Here is a 13,812-nt window from a genome sequence, read left to right as displayed (position 1 = left end):
GAAAATTACTGAAGGATAACCGCCGCAGGATGTGCGGCGGGTGGTGCGGATCACTCGTCTACGAGCAGAGCGTAGGGATTAAAGCGGATCACTTCCTGACCGAGCCAGTCATTGACGCCCTTCATGGCTTCCATCACGGGCAACATTTCGTTGATGGCGAAGACGCGTGCGGCCTTCTCAACATCACCGAGCGATCCGTTGCCTTCCGGCATTGCGCCCATCAGCTGCGGAGGGATGCGGTGAGCGTCGCGCAAATCGTTGCGCGTTGCTGATTTGATGTTAAGAAACTCATCCTTTGCCGATATCTGGCTGAACGGCAAGAGCTGAACGCCGTCTTTACCGCCGCCCGGTGCGTGGATCAGTACGTTTTTGAAAGAGCCTTTCCCTCTGGCCTGCGACAGCGTTTTCTGCACCACCTTTATGCTTTCCTGATCCACCTTCTCCGAACCGACATAAAGAATACATCCGGCGTGAGAGCCGTTGTCATAGTAGAGTTTGCGGAACCTGTCGGCAGAATGGGACAGGCTGGCGGACAGCAGCGCACCCATGTATTCCGGCATACCGTAGATTTCCTGATGAATATCCGGGTTCATGATGTGGCAGATCTGCCCCGTCTTAAACTCGTATTCATCTTTCCACTGCCGGATAAACCAGTAAGTATCAAGGTCACTCCCCCGCCGTGTGTTCAGGGCCGGAACATGCTGGAGTTTGAGCGGTGCACCCAGGAGGTTAGAGCGACGTTCAAGGTAGGCATTGCCGAAGACAAACCAGTCCAGCGCAAAAGCAGAAAAGGCCTGCCGTGACAGTAATGGGTGAGGGATATAGCAGCCGGTCAGCACATTACGCTTGAAGTAAAGCGCCGACTGATGCAGCGGGGATTGTGCGAACGCACGGGTTAACCCCTTCCAGTCTATTGGTGTTTCGTAGTACCGTCCGTTATCGACGCAGCACATGCTGTCCAGCAGATCATAGCCGTCTGTTACTGAATATGGCCCGTCAAACGTGAAGGCGCTGAGCGCCGGATCGCTTCTGAGCGCGTCAGAGATATCAGGCTGTCCGGCACTGTCATTGCTGGCGGTGTGATTGTTTTTGTATGTGCGCTTCTTCATCAGAACTCCATAGCAAACCCGCCGCTGCCGCTCTCCTGGCCCAGCGGTTCGTTAATAATGGCGAGCATATTCGCCCAGGCTAAATCACCGTGGCTGATGCCGCGCGAGCGGTCAGTGTCATAGGTGATGAATCCGCCAGGCGTTTTTACCTTGCGAACAGAGTTAAACGCGTTGATCAGGGCGCGCTCGCTGCGGTCATATTCCCATCGCCCGGCGCGGATCAGCTGCAGCATTTTCAGCACCAGGGCGCGCTTTGACGTCATTGACATGGTGTAGGGCATTGCCATCGGGAAAAACTTCTTCACTATCTGGTAAACAGCCTCTCCGTTACCGCCTGTCACGTCGATGCCGACATGCTGCACGTTGTATTTGAGGGTGAAGTTTTCGATAACTTTCGCCTGCTCTTCAAACTCAAGGCCGCGCACCTGTTCCGTTTCCACAGTGCGGAATTTACCGCCCGGCACCAGTGGCGGCACCACAACGCAAATCGCGCCGCTGTCACCGTTGCCGCTGCTGCCGTTGGCGTCATAGCCAATCCATACCGGGCGGTTACCCATCGGCCTGGACGCGAAAGGCTTCCAGTCCGGCCATTCGTCGTAACCATCTGCCCCGCAGCCAATCAGGGCGTTAAGGTTGAATGCAGACTCGCCATCGCGAACGAACTCGCACATGTAAAGGTTGCGGAATTCATCCTCACTGTTTTCATCCTGGATCTCTTCCAGGTCGGTGTATTCCCAGCCGTTTTCTATCACATCCTTCAGGGTGACAATCTGGCGCCAGGTTTTATCCGGGCATAACAAGCCACTGTTCAGCGTTTTCCAGCCAACATCAAACGCTTTGCGCTGAGCCTTTGTGCGTTTCTCATTCCAGCGATCGCCCGTCCAGAACGGATAAGCCTCATGGGTTTCACCTGACGGCGTGGAAAAGTAGGTACGCGTTAGCCCCTTCAGCGTTGCCATCGCCCCAGCAACCTTTCGCAGGTTGGTAAAGTTGCTGACCCAAAAGAATTCGTCAAACTTCAGGTTGCCCGTATAGGACTGCGCCGTCGCCGCAGACGTGCCGAGGAAATGCAGCTCTGCGCCGTTACTCAGTACAATTTTGTCACCCCCCTTAAGCTCAACATCTACCTCTTCGGCAACTCTCTGAATGAATCCCCTGAACTGGTGAGCCTGGCGGCGGGATGCAGACAGAAATATCTGGTTGCGCTGGTACGGGTATTTCACATCGTCACGCAGCGCATCAAGTAACGCCTCGCGGGCAAAGTACCAGGTTGCGCCAATCTGGCGGGACTTCAATATCATGCGGTTTCGGTGGTGGCGTTGCTCATACCAGCCACGTTGATGCCACGACAGCGAATCCAGTATTTTCTCCCGCAGCGCGACGATCTGTTCTTCGGTGAAGTGATTTTTCAGCTTGCGCTTGCGCGGCTTTTTGCCCGCTCCAGTCTCTGCCTGCTGTCCGTCAGACAGCTTTTTCAGTTGCCGGGTAAGCAGATCAATCTCTTTGAAGTCTCCCCCTGTCTTGTCTTTCTTGTCCGTCAGTTGGATGAGGCGAGCATCCATAGACTGGCTGACGCGCTGGACGGGCGGCGTTTCATCCCATTCATCGCGTTTTTTCCATGAATAAATTGTGTTCTGATTAATTCCCATCAGACGCGCGATCTCCGCTGGCGGGTAGCCCTGCCAGTAAAGTTGTTTTGCTCTCTGACGTACAAAAGCGTCCTGTATCATCTGCCCTCCACCGTTGATGTGGTGAAGATTACCCCGCGCGCGATCCCCCTATCGCCCACTTTAAGGTCTCGCCTTCCTCCGACAACAAAACCTCGTTGAGACAGCAAGTTACGCTCTGCCATCATGACCGTACAGAAACCACTCAACAGGATTATCGACATGGCCAGCGCAGCTAAACCAGCCCGTAAGAAATTCCGCGTTGCTGTCTCCGGTGCCACCGTTGACGGGCGTGAAATTCGCCCTGAGCACCTTCGTGATGCAGCAGCAAACTACAGCCCGGACGTGTACGGCGCACGCGTCAACGTGGAGCACTACCTTTCGCCGTTCCCCGGCAGTGACTTCGGCGCAATGGGGGATGTGACAGCGCTGAGTGCTGAAGATATCAGTGAAGGCCCGCTCGCCGGACGCACCGCGCTTTACGCCGAGATCGAACCTTCTGAGCGCATGAAGAAGCTGACGGAAGAAGGTAAGAAAATTTACTCCAGCATTGAGCTGCACCCGCAGTTCGCGCTTAACGGCAAGGCTTATGTCATGGGGCTGGCAATGACCGATACCCCGGCGAGCCTCGGCACCGAGCGCCTGAAGTTTGCCGCGCAGCAGCGTCAGCAGGTTATGTCCTTCAACAATCAGCAGGGTGAAGCCCCGCTGTTCACCGATGCCATTGAGGCAGAAATCATCGAACTGGCTGAGCAGCGCAGCGATGAGGGTAAACAGTGGTTCGCGCGCGTCATGGGGATTATCGGCAAAGGCCGTAAATCTGACGGTGAGCAATTCAGCCAGGTGCGTGACGCCGTGGAGAACGTCGCCCAGTCCCATGCCGATCTGCTGGACAGCTTCAACGACCTGAGCCGCGCCCGCGAGCAGGACAGCCAGGCCATTCAGAAGCTGACCTCCGACCTTGCCGCGCTGACCAGCAAGCTGGGAAGCACAGACGGCAATTTCAGCCAGCGGGCACCCGCGAGCGGTGGCGCTAACGCGCAACTGGCTGATTACTGATATTCACAAAGAGAGCAGAGAACATGGATAACAATACCCGCCAGCTATTTGATCAGTACATCGCCCGGCAGGCACAGCTCAATGGCGTATCAACCGCCGCCGTTGCTGCAAAATTCGCCGTAGATCCGACGCGTCAGCAGCGCCTTGAGCAGGCCGCACAGCAGGATGATTCTTTCCTGAGCAAAATTAACGTGTTTGGCGTCAATCAGCAGATCGGTCAGAAAGTCCTGATCGGCAGCAAAGGCCCGATGGCTGGCGTAAACAACAGTGTTACCAGTCGTCGTAACCCTGGCTCAAATCATTCAATGGAGCCGTTCGACTACATGTGTCGCAAGGTCAACTATGACTACGGTATCAGCTATGAACAGCTTGATGCGTGGGCGCACATGCCGGAGTTCCAGCCGCTGATCAGTAAGGCAATGGCCCGCCAGATGTCGCTTGACCGCATCATGATTGGCTTTAACGGCGTTAAGTACAGCGACCCGTCTGACCGTGCCGCTAACCCGCTGTTGCAGGACTGTGGCATTGGCTGGCTGGAAAAAATCCGCCAGGAAGCGCCGCACCGCGTCATTTCCAATGTGACGATCACCTCGCGCGATGAAGATAACAAGATTGTCGCAAAAGGCACCTACGGCAACATTGGCGCTGCGGTGTACGACGCCAAAAACAGCCTGATGGATGAATGGCACAAACGTAACCCGGATAACGTGGTGATTCTGGCGGGCGACCTGCTGACGAGCAGCAATTACTCGGCCATCAACGCATTAAGCCAAACCAACCCGAATACCGAAATGCTGGCCGGTCAGCTTATTGTCGCGCAGGAGCGCGTAGGCAATATGCCGACCTTTATCGCGCCTTACTTCCCGGTAAATGGCGTGCTGATCACGCCGTTCAAAAACCTGTCGGTGTACTACCAGCGTGGCGGTCTGCGCCGGACGATCAAAGAAGAGCCGGAATACAACCGTGTCGCAACGTATCAGTCGTCAAACGATGACTTCGTCATTGAAGATTACGGCAATGTTGCGTTCATTGACGGCATTCAGTTCGCCCAGGCCGAACCGGCAGGCGAGTGACAGAAGCGGCGGGGCATTGCCCCGCCATGACGCGGAGAAGTGACGATGTTAACACCGGCACAACGACATTTTCAGAAGGTCATGGCAGAACGCCGGGGCCAGGCGGATGAAGAATCCGATATCCAGCGCACCGCGCATGAGCAAATTCTGCATCGCCTGCGTATGGACTTGTCCCGCCTCAGCGGCGTGCAGTCCGAAGAAACCAAAGCCGAAATGAAGAAATCCATGCTGCCTGAATACGAGGGATGGATTGAAGGCACGCTCGACGGCGACAGCGGGCGGCAGGATGAAGTCATTACCAGACTGATGGTCTGGGCGATTGACTGTCGTGACTATGCGCTTGCGTTGAGGATGGGGCGCTACGTGGTACGCCACGGGCTGACGCTGCCGGATAACTTCAACCGCACGGCAGCGACCTTCCTGACTGAAGAAATGAGCAAGCCACTGTTGACGCTCGCGGCTGCTGATGCTGACGCTGATTTGTCGTCCGGTATCGCAGTGCTTGACGAAGTGGCGGGAATTGTCGCCGACAGTGATATGCCGGATGTGGTGCGCGCCAAGTTGTGCAAGGCCCGTGCACTTGCCCGCCGTGGCGCGACTGAGATCACGGCCAAAGCGGAAGCGCTGGCGCTGTTCCGTGAGGCGCTGACGCGCAACCCCAACGCCGGGGTGAAAAAAGAGATCGCCACGCTTGCCCGTGAAGTTAAGAAGCTGTCTGCGGATAGCGGCACAGGTGAAAGCGACGCGGCCAGCACCGACAAAACTGATGTTACTGCTGAGCCTGTCCCTGAAAAGAGCACCACCGCCAGCGCAGCAGGTAAAGCGACGACGCGTAAAACCATGACCAGGGCGGCAACAGGCAAAGCGACAAAGCGCAAGCCTGCCAGCCAGAAAAAGAATTAACGACTTCGGCCCCGTCCGACAGGCGGCGCGGGTGGATATCTGCCCGTTTACGGTCTTTTAACCACCCGCCCACCGCCTGATTTATGGGAGATGAATGCATGAGCAGCCTTGTGGCAAATAAGCGCGTGTTGCCTGCCGACAGCGATACGCCCGATGTTGATGATGGTGATACCACCGTCAGTGCCGGGGGCTTCTGGCCGGTGATTAAACTGGCCGATCTTCGTCTGGCCGCGCGCATCACTGGCGGCATCACCACGTCCAGGCTGATGCACGTCACCACGGAAGCGGTAGCCCATGTCACTGCGCAGTTGCTTGACTGGCGTGCCGGTCAGGTCAAAGCAGGTTTTCAGACGCTGGAAGATGTGCCTTCAGCCCTGCCATCAGGTGAGATGGAAAAGCTGGTTATCAACGGCGAAAACGTGAAGGTGTACCGCTTCCGCCGCGCAGTCTATTCGATTGCCAGGGCGCTGGTACTTGAAGGCTATCGCGACGTTGATACCACGGCGAAAGGCGATAAAGACGCCGCCGCGCTTGACCTGCAACGGGATGATCTCTGGCGGGATGCCCGCTGGAGTATCGCTGACATTCGCGACACCCCGCGCCTCTATGCGGAGCTTTGCTGATGAAAGTGAAGGCATTGCAGGGGGATACGGTGGATTTGCTTTGCTGGCGTCACTACGGCACCACGCAGGGCGTGACCGAAAAAGTGTTATCTGCCAATCCCGGACTGAGCCAGCAGGTTTTTCTTGATGCCGGTCAGGAGATTGAACTGCCGGAAATCGCGCGTAAAGCGACACAGGAGATGGTGCAGCTATGGGATTAAGTTTCTTTCACCGCCTGAATGACTGGCTGACATTCACCATGTCAGCAATGGTCACGAGTATTGGCGTTATGACACTGAGCGAAAAGATTGCGCTGGCCGGTCTTCTCGTCGGGATGGTTTTTGGTGCCCGTGGATGGCTCTATCGCGCCCGCATCGAACGTGGGCAGAAGCGTCGCAACGAACTGATTAACCAGATCCTTGAGCAGGCAGAACACAGGCAGATGAGTGAGTCAGAGCGCCGGGCGCTCGACCTTCTGCAACAGAATGAGCCGGAAGATGAAACAGCTTATTAAAAAATGCTCCATTGCGGCCATTGTGGCGCTGGGTATCACGCTCAGTCCTGGCGCGTTGCGCACAACGCCTGAAGGCCAGCAGAAGATTGCTGGCTGGGAAGACTGCCGAAATACGCCCTACTACTGCACGTCTGGCGTGCTGACGGTTGGGATTGGTTCGACGGGACGTGTTGAAAAGCGGGAGTACAGCGACAGCGAGATCGCCGGTCGCTGGATTAACGATATGCGGCACGCTGAAAACTGCATTAATCAGAATTTTGAAGGCGGGCATATGCCACAGTACGCCTTTGAGGCTATGACGGATGCCGCTCTTAATGTGGGATGTACTGGCCTGATGTGGTTCACGGACGGCCAGAAGCGAAAGCAGCGCACGACCATCTGGAAGAAGGCGCAGGCGCATGAATGGCAGGCGATGTGTAACCGGCTGACGGACTTTGTGAACAGCGGCGGTAAACGCAGCCAGGGGCTGGTTAACCGGAGAACGGATTTTAAGGCGTGGTGCCTGCGTGACGTGGAGGCTGTTAAGTGAAGATTACAGCCATCTTATGTGCGCTACTGGCGCTGGCCTCTGGTGGCCTGCTCTGGCAGACGCATCAACGCGGTAAAGACTCCGTTCGCACTGAAGCACTTTCACGCGAGGTAAAAAGTAATGGTGAGGTGCTGGATGAGCTGCGGGCACTGACTACTGACGCCCGCGAAGTCCTTGCACAGTTTCGGGCAGCCGAACAGCAAAGAAACGCCGAGGGAGAAAAGCGACGTGAATACATGCGCGATGCCATCAAAGACGATACGTGTGCCAGTACTGTTGTGCCTGCTTCTGTCAGTAACAGCCTGCAACACCGTACCGCCGCAGCCGCAAATGAAAATCGTGCACGAACCGGTGCCGGAAAGCCTGACGGCAGCAACGCCAGCGCCGGAACTGACCGCCCCGGTAACGTGGGGCGCGATAGCCATCTGGAGTGACCGCCTGCGCGATGCGCTGGATACCTGCAACGCCGATAAGGCGGCGATAGCCGATCTCGATCTGCGCCGCCTGAAAAGACTGACTGACCACGCGAGGGCAACACCATGACTTTATTCGACTACCTGAGCGCTCACCCTTACTGGACGCTTATTTATCTGCTGATCATTGCGGGCGCGATTGAACGTTTCGGGCGTTAAGAAGGTATCACCATGCTGAAAGCTGACTCACTGCGAGAGACCCTGACGCGCGCTAACAAATGGTGCAGGGCCAATCCTGAGGCCTTCACCGTATTTGTGGAAGAAGGGAATATCGAGACGACCGGCGAAACACCGTCGTTTATGTACCGCTATACCCTGGTGCTGTTTGTGATGAATTTTGCCGGTGATATTGATGATTTCACGTTGCCTTTAATGGCATGGCTCTGGCACAACCAGCCCGATCTGCTGCTGAACCCGGAGAAGAACCGGAACGTTAAATTTACGACCCTTATCAACAACGACGATACCGCCGACATTCTTTTTGAAATGCCGCTGCACGAGCGCGTAAAGGTCACTCTGGACGCAAAAGGCATCCCCAGGGCGGAGCATTTACCGGAACCTAAACCGCGCATACCGTCAGCGGACGGCGACTGGAGCACCATCTTTGAAGATGTAACGTGGGAGGCTGACGTGCATGAGTAACGATCTCTTCCGTGAGCTGGATCAGGTATTCAGCGACATACTCGCGGGCACCTCTCAGGCCGGACGTGTTCGCACCGCCCGCGCGGTTGGCCAGGCACTGCGAAAGAGCCAGCAACAGCGCATCAAAGCACAGCAAAACCCCGAAGGTTCGCCGTATCCTGCCCGACGCCGCAGGGTGCTGCGCTCTCAGCAGGGCATTGTGTTTGTCTGGCAGGGTGAGATCCGTCGCCTGAAAAACTGGCACGGTGGCCGGGGGAAATACGGGCGCACCATTACCGGCTTTGACGAAGAGCGCAACGATATTCGCACCTTTTACCGCAGCGATATTGAGCGTTACATCGAGATCAATACGCGCTCAGTGCGCCGCAGCACTGCGAAGAAGGTGCCGATGTTTCAGCGGCTGCGCAGTTATCGCTTTCTCAAAATGCGCGCTGATGCAGGGGGCACATCCGTGGGTTATGACGGCGTGGCGGCACGCATTGCGCGTGTGCACCAGTACGGCCAGCGCGATCAGGTCGGGCCGGGTGCTTTTGCTAAATATCCGGTGCGTGAGCTGCTGGGCTTTACCGCTGGCGATGAGCAGATGATTACGGAACAGGTGCTTAACAGCCTGGGGAGTGCCGCGCGATGAGTGCTGAACTTATCCGCCTGCTGGAAAATATCCTCCGCGTTGGCGTCGTTATTGCCGTTGATGAAGAGAGCTGGCGCGTGCGCGTGCAAAGCGGCGAACTTAAGACCGACTGGCTGCGCTGGAACGCCACGCGCGCCGGGGCATTCAGTATCTGGATGCCGCCTTCCGTGGGTGAGCAGGTCTGGCTGGGCTGTATCGGTGGCAATCCTGAAACAGCGGTCATTATCGGCAGTCTTTACAGTAGTGACCACCCTGCACCGGGCAGCAGCCTGCAAGAGATTGTACTGACAGCACCAGACGGCGCGTCTTTCCGCTATGACGCGGAGGCCAGCGCGCTGGAAGCTCAGGGCATGAAAACAGCACATATCAAAGCCTCTGCCAGCGTCACGCTTGAAACGCCGGTGGTGGAATGCACTGAACACCTGAAAGCGCGGACGTTCGAACTGACGGAGGGCGGCACGATGAAGGGCACAATCACTCATTCAGGCGGATCGCTTTCGTCTAATGGGGTGACGGTTCATTCGCACGTGCATGGTGGTGTGCAGGGTGGCAGCAGCAACACCGGGGGGCCGAAATGACAGTCCGCTACACCGGCATGAACCCGGACGGCACGGGCCAGCTTACCGATACCGATCAGCTGTGGAATTCAGTACGCGACATACTGACCACGCCGCTGGCAAGCCGGGTGATGCGCCGGGATTACGGCAGTATGCTCCCCGATCTTCTGGATGAACCGCAAAACGAAGTGACGCGCCTGCAATGTATGAGTGCGGCGGTGATCGCCCTGACGATGTGGGAACCGCGTATTGCCCTGAACGGCATCAGTATCAGTTATTCAAAGGATGGCGCTGTCACCGCTGAACTGGTCGGCATTATCACCGAAACTATGCAGACGGCAGGCAGTTCGTTGACGCTCAGGAGTGGCAGTAATGGCAACAGTTGATTTATCGCAGCTACCGCAGCCGCAAATTATCGAAGTGCTGGACTTTGAAGTCATTCTCAGCGAGGTCAAAGCCGTCATGCTTGCAGCATTCCCGCAGGAACAGCAGCCGTCAGTTGCCGCCGCGCTGGAGCTGGAATCTGAACCGCTGAACGTGATCGCCCAGGTGGTTGCCTACCGTGAAATGACGCTTCGCCAGCGCATCAATGAGGGCGCAGCGGCATGTATGCTGAGCCATGCCGTATCGTCCGATCTTGATAACCTCGCGGCCAACCTGAATACCGAACGTCTGATCATCACCCCGGAAACGACAACGGCTGACGCGGAAACGGAAAGTGATACCGCGCTGCGCCTGCGTGCTCAGTCTGCATTTGAAGGCCTGAGCGTGGCCGGTCCCACCGGGGCATATGAATATTTTGCAAAGAGCGTCAGCGGAAAAGTGGCGGACGCGAGAGCAACCAGCCCGTCGCCCGCTGTCGTGATCGTTTCTGTGCTTTCCACTGAAGGTGACGGTACGGCATCGGCAAAGTTACTGAATGACGTCAAAAATGCCCTCAATGACGAAAACATACGACCAGTCGGCGACAGGCTCACTGTGCAAAGTGCTGCAATTATTGATTATCAAATCAGGGCGCAGCTTTATTTTTATCCCGGTCCTGAATCTGAGCCGATCCTTACCGCTGCGCAAAATGCCCTTCAGTCCTGGCTGAATCAGCAGGGCAAAATTGGTCGCGATGTCGCCCGTTCGGCCATCATGGCGGCCTTGCATGTTCAGGGTGTGCAGCGGGTGGAGTTGCAGGAGCCTGCCAGCGATATTGTGATTGATGATACGCAGTCGGCGCGCTGCACGTCCTTCGCTATCAGCAAAGGGGGAACCGATGAGTAACAGCCTGCTGCCCACATCAGCAAGTGATTTCATGCGAAACGCGGAGAAGGTGACGGAGAAGATTACTGATATTCCGGTAATGCTTCGCACCTTGTGGAACGCTGATACCTGCCCGGTGAGTCTTCTGCCTTATCTGGCATGGGCGCTTTCAGTCGACAGGTGGGACAAGGACTGGCCGGAGCAAACCAAGCGGCAAGCTATCCGTGACGCCTGGCTGATACACCGACACAAAGGCACCATCGGCGCATTACGCCGAGTCGTGGAGCCACTCGGATACATCATTAATGTTACAGAATGGTGGGAAACCAACGATCCTCCAGGCACATTTCGCCTTGATATCGGTGTATTAGAGTCTGGTATCACCGAGGAAATGTACTACGAAATGGAGCGGCTCATTGCCGATGCCAAGCCCGCCAGCCGCCATCTGATCGGGCTTAATATTATTCAGGACATTCCCGGCTACCTCTACACCGGTGCCCTGACCTATGACGGCGACATCATCACGGTTTACCCCGGATAAGTGAGAACAGAATGGCAGTGAAATTTAAAACAGTTATCACCAAAGCCGGTGCGGAAAAACTCGCGGCAGCAACCGTTCCGAACGGAAAAAAGGTGAACTTTACGGCGATGGCCGTGGGCGACGGTGGCGGTACGCTGCCGACCCCTGATCCGAACCAGACAAAACTTGTCAAAGAGGTCTGGCGTCACGCGCTGAACAAAATCAGCCAGGACAAAAAGAATAAGAATTATGTCGTGGCGGAGCTGGTTATCCCGCCTGAGACTGGCGGTTTCTGGATGCGTGAAATGGGGCTTTATGATGACGCCGGCACGCTGATCGCGGTCGGCAATATGGCCGAAAGCTACAAGCCAGCACTGGCGGAGGGTTCAGGCCGTGCGCAGACCGTGCGGATGGTTATCATGGTAAGCGACATTGACTCTGTCGAACTGACCATTGATACCTCTACGGTGATGGCAACGCAGGATTACGTTGACGACAAACTCGCGGAGCATGAACGGTCCCGCCGCCATCCTGACGCCACCCTTAATACGAAGGGTTTCACTCAGTTAAGCAGTGCGACCGACAGCGCGTCTGAGGCTGTCGCAGCTACGCCGAAAGCAGTTAAGGCGGTGTATGACTTTGCCAAAGGGAAATACACGGCTCAGGACGCCACCACGGCGCAAAAAGGTATCGTCCAGCTAAGTAGCGCGACCGACAGCATGTCTGAAAGCGTTGCTGCGACGTCGAAAGCCGTCAAAGCGGCTAACGATAATGCCAACGGACGTGTCCCACAGACGCGAAAGGTGAACGGTCATGAGCTTAAAAATGATTTTAATATCATCCCTGACGATATTTTCAAACTCTCAACGGGTATTGGTAGCAACGCTGATTTAAACGATTTCACCGCCCCTGGTTTGTATTACCAGCCAGCGAACGCGCAGGCTCAAACGGGCAAAAACTATCCAGAGGCAATAGCCGGTTCGCTGGAAGTCTATAAGCATGCCGGTATCACGCAGATTTACCGGATTTATAACAGTTCCCGCTCGTACATTCGCACGCTTTACAGCGGGACGTGGTCAGCCTGGACGAAGCAGTATGATGCAGCTAATAAACCTTCCCCGGCTGATATTAATGCCGTAAACAAAGGCGGCGATACAATGACCGGGCCGCTTAAGATCCGCTCTGCTGATGCGCTGCGTATCTACGATACGGCATACGGTATGATTTTTCGTCGCTCAGAAAATAATTTTTATCTTATCCCGACCGCAAAAGACCAGGGCGAAAATGGCGGTATAAGTGGACTACGCCCGCTTTATATCGACCTCACCAACGGCAGAGTGACGCTGGGTAATGGTGCAGTCGTAAACGGCGGTCTTGGGCTGGGAGTAGTCAGCGGCCTTGGAGAGAACTCTATTGCCCTGGGGGATAATGACACCGGCTTCAAACAGAACGGAGATGGTGTTCTGGATGTTTATGCCAACAGCAAGCAGGTAATGCGATTCCTGAACGGTGGTATAACGAGTTATATGCTCTTCAACATGAATGCAGGCGCATCAGTGAGCAGCACTCTTACCTTTAAAAACGGTAGCAGTATCATGTCAGAGAAAACTGGTGCCAACCCCCGAAACGGTCGAATTTATTGGGGCGGTGATGCGAGTCGCGGCAACAGGATAGAATTTGCAGATGATGCTGGCTGGAAAGCCTACATTGAGCGCCATCCCTCGAATGGTGTGCAGTTAGTAGTAAATGGTCGAATCAATGGAAGTATTATTTATTCCAGCGGTGAGGTACAGGCGGGAGGAGGTAAGGCACGCCTTGCTACTGACGGAAATATCTATGGTGAGAAATGGGGCAATCAGTGGCTTGATGTATATCTGAGAAACACCTACCAGCCCAAAGGCAGTTACACCCCGGCAGGACAGGCATATACCAAAGCTGAAAGCGATGGTCGTTACTACACCAAAGCGCAAAGTGATGCTGGGTACAATGCCAAAAACACCGCCTCACTTTCCACTGCTGGAGGGTGGCTGCAGGATGGAACGACCGGCCTGATAATTCAGATGGGAACCGTAAACCGAACGGGCTACAACACAGCTGTCAATTTTCCTAAGGCGTTCCCTAATTTCTGCATGGGCGTCCTGCTTACGCTCAGCGATGCAGGCACAGGTAACCTTTCCGACTCATCAAGCAACATCAGATCGTTAAGCCACAGTAAAACTGGTTTTAATTATGGTGCGAACGGCAATCCTGAAAAAAAGGCGTTCTGGGTGGCATTTGGTAAATAG

The 13,812-nt window shown here is 55.5% G+C and carries 18 protein-coding genes; 16 read left to right on the top strand and 2 right to left on the bottom strand.

What is annotated here, in order from left to right; translation table 11 throughout:
• Positions 1–50: 50 nt before the first annotated feature.
• Complete coding sequence (locus PUZ33_RS13250) at positions 51–1,109, bottom strand: phage portal protein (protein ID WP_274205334.1); 1,059 nt, start codon at positions 1,107–1,109, stop codon at positions 51–53.
• Positions 1,109–2,839: a terminase large subunit domain-containing protein gene (locus PUZ33_RS13245; RefSeq protein WP_274205333.1), complete on the bottom strand. Its 1,731-nt coding sequence runs from the start codon at positions 2,837–2,839 to the stop codon at positions 1,109–1,111. Before PUZ33_RS13245 ends, PUZ33_RS13250 begins: the two co-directional genes overlap by 1 nt.
• 159 nt (positions 2,840–2,998) lie before the next feature.
• Between PUZ33_RS13245 and PUZ33_RS13240 the strand changes: the two genes are divergently transcribed.
• From PUZ33_RS13240 to PUZ33_RS25235, 16 genes are all read left to right on the top strand, one after another.
• Complete coding sequence (locus PUZ33_RS13240) at positions 2,999–3,835, top strand: GPO family capsid scaffolding protein (protein ID WP_175086644.1); 837 nt, start codon at positions 2,999–3,001, stop codon at positions 3,833–3,835.
• Between the two features lie 23 nt (positions 3,836–3,858).
• Complete coding sequence (locus PUZ33_RS13235; RefSeq protein ID WP_274205332.1) at positions 3,859–4,908, top strand: phage major capsid protein, P2 family; 1,050 nt, start codon at positions 3,859–3,861, stop codon at positions 4,906–4,908.
• Between the two features lie 45 nt (positions 4,909–4,953).
• A complete protein-coding gene (gene gpM, locus PUZ33_RS13230) occupies positions 4,954–5,811 on the top strand; it encodes a phage terminase small subunit (protein WP_274205331.1) in 858 nt (285 codons plus the stop codon).
• A gap of 98 nt (positions 5,812–5,909) precedes the next feature.
• Complete coding sequence (locus PUZ33_RS13225; protein WP_094948283.1) at positions 5,910–6,434, top strand: head completion/stabilization protein; 525 nt, start codon at positions 5,910–5,912, stop codon at positions 6,432–6,434.
• The gene (locus PUZ33_RS13220; RefSeq protein ID WP_045292873.1) at positions 6,434–6,634 is read left to right on the top strand and encodes a tail protein X; all 201 of its coding nucleotides are present in this window, start codon (positions 6,434–6,436) and stop codon (positions 6,632–6,634) included. The genes PUZ33_RS13225 and PUZ33_RS13220 overlap by 1 nt, the downstream gene beginning before the upstream one ends.
• Positions 6,625–6,927 carry a phage tail protein gene (locus tag PUZ33_RS13215; protein WP_097471238.1) on the top strand — a complete coding sequence of 101 codons (303 nt, stop codon included), beginning with the start codon at positions 6,625–6,627 and terminating at the stop codon, positions 6,925–6,927. Before PUZ33_RS13220 ends, PUZ33_RS13215 begins: the two co-directional genes overlap by 10 nt.
• Complete coding sequence (locus PUZ33_RS13210; protein ID WP_274205330.1) at positions 6,911–7,456, top strand: lysozyme; 546 nt, start codon at positions 6,911–6,913, stop codon at positions 7,454–7,456. Before PUZ33_RS13215 ends, PUZ33_RS13210 begins: the two co-directional genes overlap by 17 nt.
• Complete coding sequence (locus PUZ33_RS13205) at positions 7,453–7,890, top strand: DUF2570 domain-containing protein (protein ID WP_274205329.1); 438 nt, start codon at positions 7,453–7,455, stop codon at positions 7,888–7,890. The genes PUZ33_RS13210 and PUZ33_RS13205 overlap by 4 nt, the downstream gene beginning before the upstream one ends.
• Positions 7,787–7,999, top strand: a complete 213-nt coding sequence (gene lysC / locus PUZ33_RS13200; protein ID WP_072189927.1) for an Rz1-like lysis system protein LysC — start codon at positions 7,787–7,789, stop codon at positions 7,997–7,999. The genes PUZ33_RS13205 and lysC overlap by 104 nt, the downstream gene beginning before the upstream one ends.
• Before the next feature lie 101 nt (positions 8,000–8,100).
• Positions 8,101–8,571 (top strand): phage tail protein, encoded by a 471-nt coding sequence (locus tag PUZ33_RS13195; protein WP_046888922.1) that lies wholly within the window; start codon positions 8,101–8,103, stop codon positions 8,569–8,571.
• Complete coding sequence (locus tag PUZ33_RS13190) at positions 8,564–9,202, top strand: phage virion morphogenesis protein (RefSeq protein WP_274205328.1); 639 nt, start codon at positions 8,564–8,566, stop codon at positions 9,200–9,202. Before PUZ33_RS13195 ends, PUZ33_RS13190 begins: the two co-directional genes overlap by 8 nt.
• Positions 9,199–9,780 (top strand): phage baseplate assembly protein V, encoded by a 582-nt coding sequence (locus tag PUZ33_RS13185; RefSeq protein ID WP_274205327.1) that lies wholly within the window; start codon positions 9,199–9,201, stop codon positions 9,778–9,780. The genes PUZ33_RS13190 and PUZ33_RS13185 overlap by 4 nt, the downstream gene beginning before the upstream one ends.
• Entirely contained in the window at positions 9,777–10,145 is a 369-nt protein-coding gene (locus tag PUZ33_RS13180; RefSeq protein ID WP_094948286.1) for a GPW/gp25 family protein, read from the top strand. The genes PUZ33_RS13185 and PUZ33_RS13180 overlap by 4 nt, the downstream gene beginning before the upstream one ends.
• On the top strand, positions 10,132–11,028 hold the full coding sequence (locus PUZ33_RS13175) for a baseplate assembly protein (RefSeq protein ID WP_274205326.1): 897 nt from the start codon (positions 10,132–10,134) through the stop codon (positions 11,026–11,028). Before PUZ33_RS13180 ends, PUZ33_RS13175 begins: the two co-directional genes overlap by 14 nt.
• Positions 11,021–11,548 carry a phage tail protein I gene (locus PUZ33_RS13170; protein ID WP_274205325.1) on the top strand — a complete coding sequence of 176 codons (528 nt, stop codon included), beginning with the start codon at positions 11,021–11,023 and terminating at the stop codon, positions 11,546–11,548. Before PUZ33_RS13175 ends, PUZ33_RS13170 begins: the two co-directional genes overlap by 8 nt.
• Before the next feature lie 11 nt (positions 11,549–11,559).
• Positions 11,560–13,812 carry a phage tail-collar fiber domain-containing protein gene (locus PUZ33_RS25235; RefSeq protein ID WP_274205324.1) on the top strand — a complete coding sequence of 751 codons (2,253 nt, stop codon included), beginning with the start codon at positions 11,560–11,562 and terminating at the stop codon, positions 13,810–13,812.

The sequence above is a fragment of the Enterobacter cloacae complex sp. 2022EL-00981 genome, from assembly GCF_028737495.1.
GTDB lineage: Bacteria > Pseudomonadota > Gammaproteobacteria > Enterobacterales > Enterobacteriaceae > Enterobacter > Enterobacter cloacae.
The sequence above is the reverse complement of the archived record's forward strand: the minus strand, read 5'-3'. Positions and strand labels throughout refer to the sequence as shown.

What these genes read in the sequence shown, in the direction of transcription:
- PUZ33_RS13250 (WP_274205334.1), bottom strand. Translation starts at nt 1,109, where the DNA reads ATGAAGAAGCGCACATACAAAAACAATCACACCGCCAGCAATGACAGT.
- PUZ33_RS13245 (WP_274205333.1), bottom strand. Translation starts at nt 2,839, where the DNA reads ATGATACAGGACGCTTTTGTACGTCAGAGAGCAAAACAACTTTACTGG.
- PUZ33_RS13240 (WP_175086644.1), top strand. Translation starts at nt 2,999, where the DNA reads ATGGCCAGCGCAGCTAAACCAGCCCGTAAGAAATTCCGCGTTGCTGTC.
- PUZ33_RS13235 (WP_274205332.1), top strand. Translation starts at nt 3,859, where the DNA reads ATGGATAACAATACCCGCCAGCTATTTGATCAGTACATCGCCCGGCAG.
- gpM (WP_274205331.1), top strand. Translation starts at nt 4,954, where the DNA reads ATGTTAACACCGGCACAACGACATTTTCAGAAGGTCATGGCAGAACGC.
- PUZ33_RS13225 (WP_094948283.1), top strand. Translation starts at nt 5,910, where the DNA reads ATGAGCAGCCTTGTGGCAAATAAGCGCGTGTTGCCTGCCGACAGCGAT.
- PUZ33_RS13220 (WP_045292873.1), top strand. Translation starts at nt 6,434, where the DNA reads ATGAAAGTGAAGGCATTGCAGGGGGATACGGTGGATTTGCTTTGCTGG.
- PUZ33_RS13215 (WP_097471238.1), top strand. Translation starts at nt 6,625, where the DNA reads ATGGGATTAAGTTTCTTTCACCGCCTGAATGACTGGCTGACATTCACC.
- PUZ33_RS13210 (WP_274205330.1), top strand. Translation starts at nt 6,911, where the DNA reads ATGAAACAGCTTATTAAAAAATGCTCCATTGCGGCCATTGTGGCGCTG.
- lysC (WP_072189927.1), top strand. Translation starts at nt 7,787, where the DNA reads ATGAAAATCGTGCACGAACCGGTGCCGGAAAGCCTGACGGCAGCAACG.
- PUZ33_RS13195 (WP_046888922.1), top strand. Translation starts at nt 8,101, where the DNA reads ATGCTGAAAGCTGACTCACTGCGAGAGACCCTGACGCGCGCTAACAAA.
- PUZ33_RS13190 (WP_274205328.1), top strand. Translation starts at nt 8,564, where the DNA reads ATGAGTAACGATCTCTTCCGTGAGCTGGATCAGGTATTCAGCGACATA.
- PUZ33_RS13185 (WP_274205327.1), top strand. Translation starts at nt 9,199, where the DNA reads ATGAGTGCTGAACTTATCCGCCTGCTGGAAAATATCCTCCGCGTTGGC.
- PUZ33_RS13180 (WP_094948286.1), top strand. Translation starts at nt 9,777, where the DNA reads ATGACAGTCCGCTACACCGGCATGAACCCGGACGGCACGGGCCAGCTT.
- PUZ33_RS13175 (WP_274205326.1), top strand. Translation starts at nt 10,132, where the DNA reads ATGGCAACAGTTGATTTATCGCAGCTACCGCAGCCGCAAATTATCGAA.
- PUZ33_RS13170 (WP_274205325.1), top strand. Translation starts at nt 11,021, where the DNA reads ATGAGTAACAGCCTGCTGCCCACATCAGCAAGTGATTTCATGCGAAAC.
- PUZ33_RS25235 (WP_274205324.1), top strand. Translation starts at nt 11,560, where the DNA reads ATGGCAGTGAAATTTAAAACAGTTATCACCAAAGCCGGTGCGGAAAAA.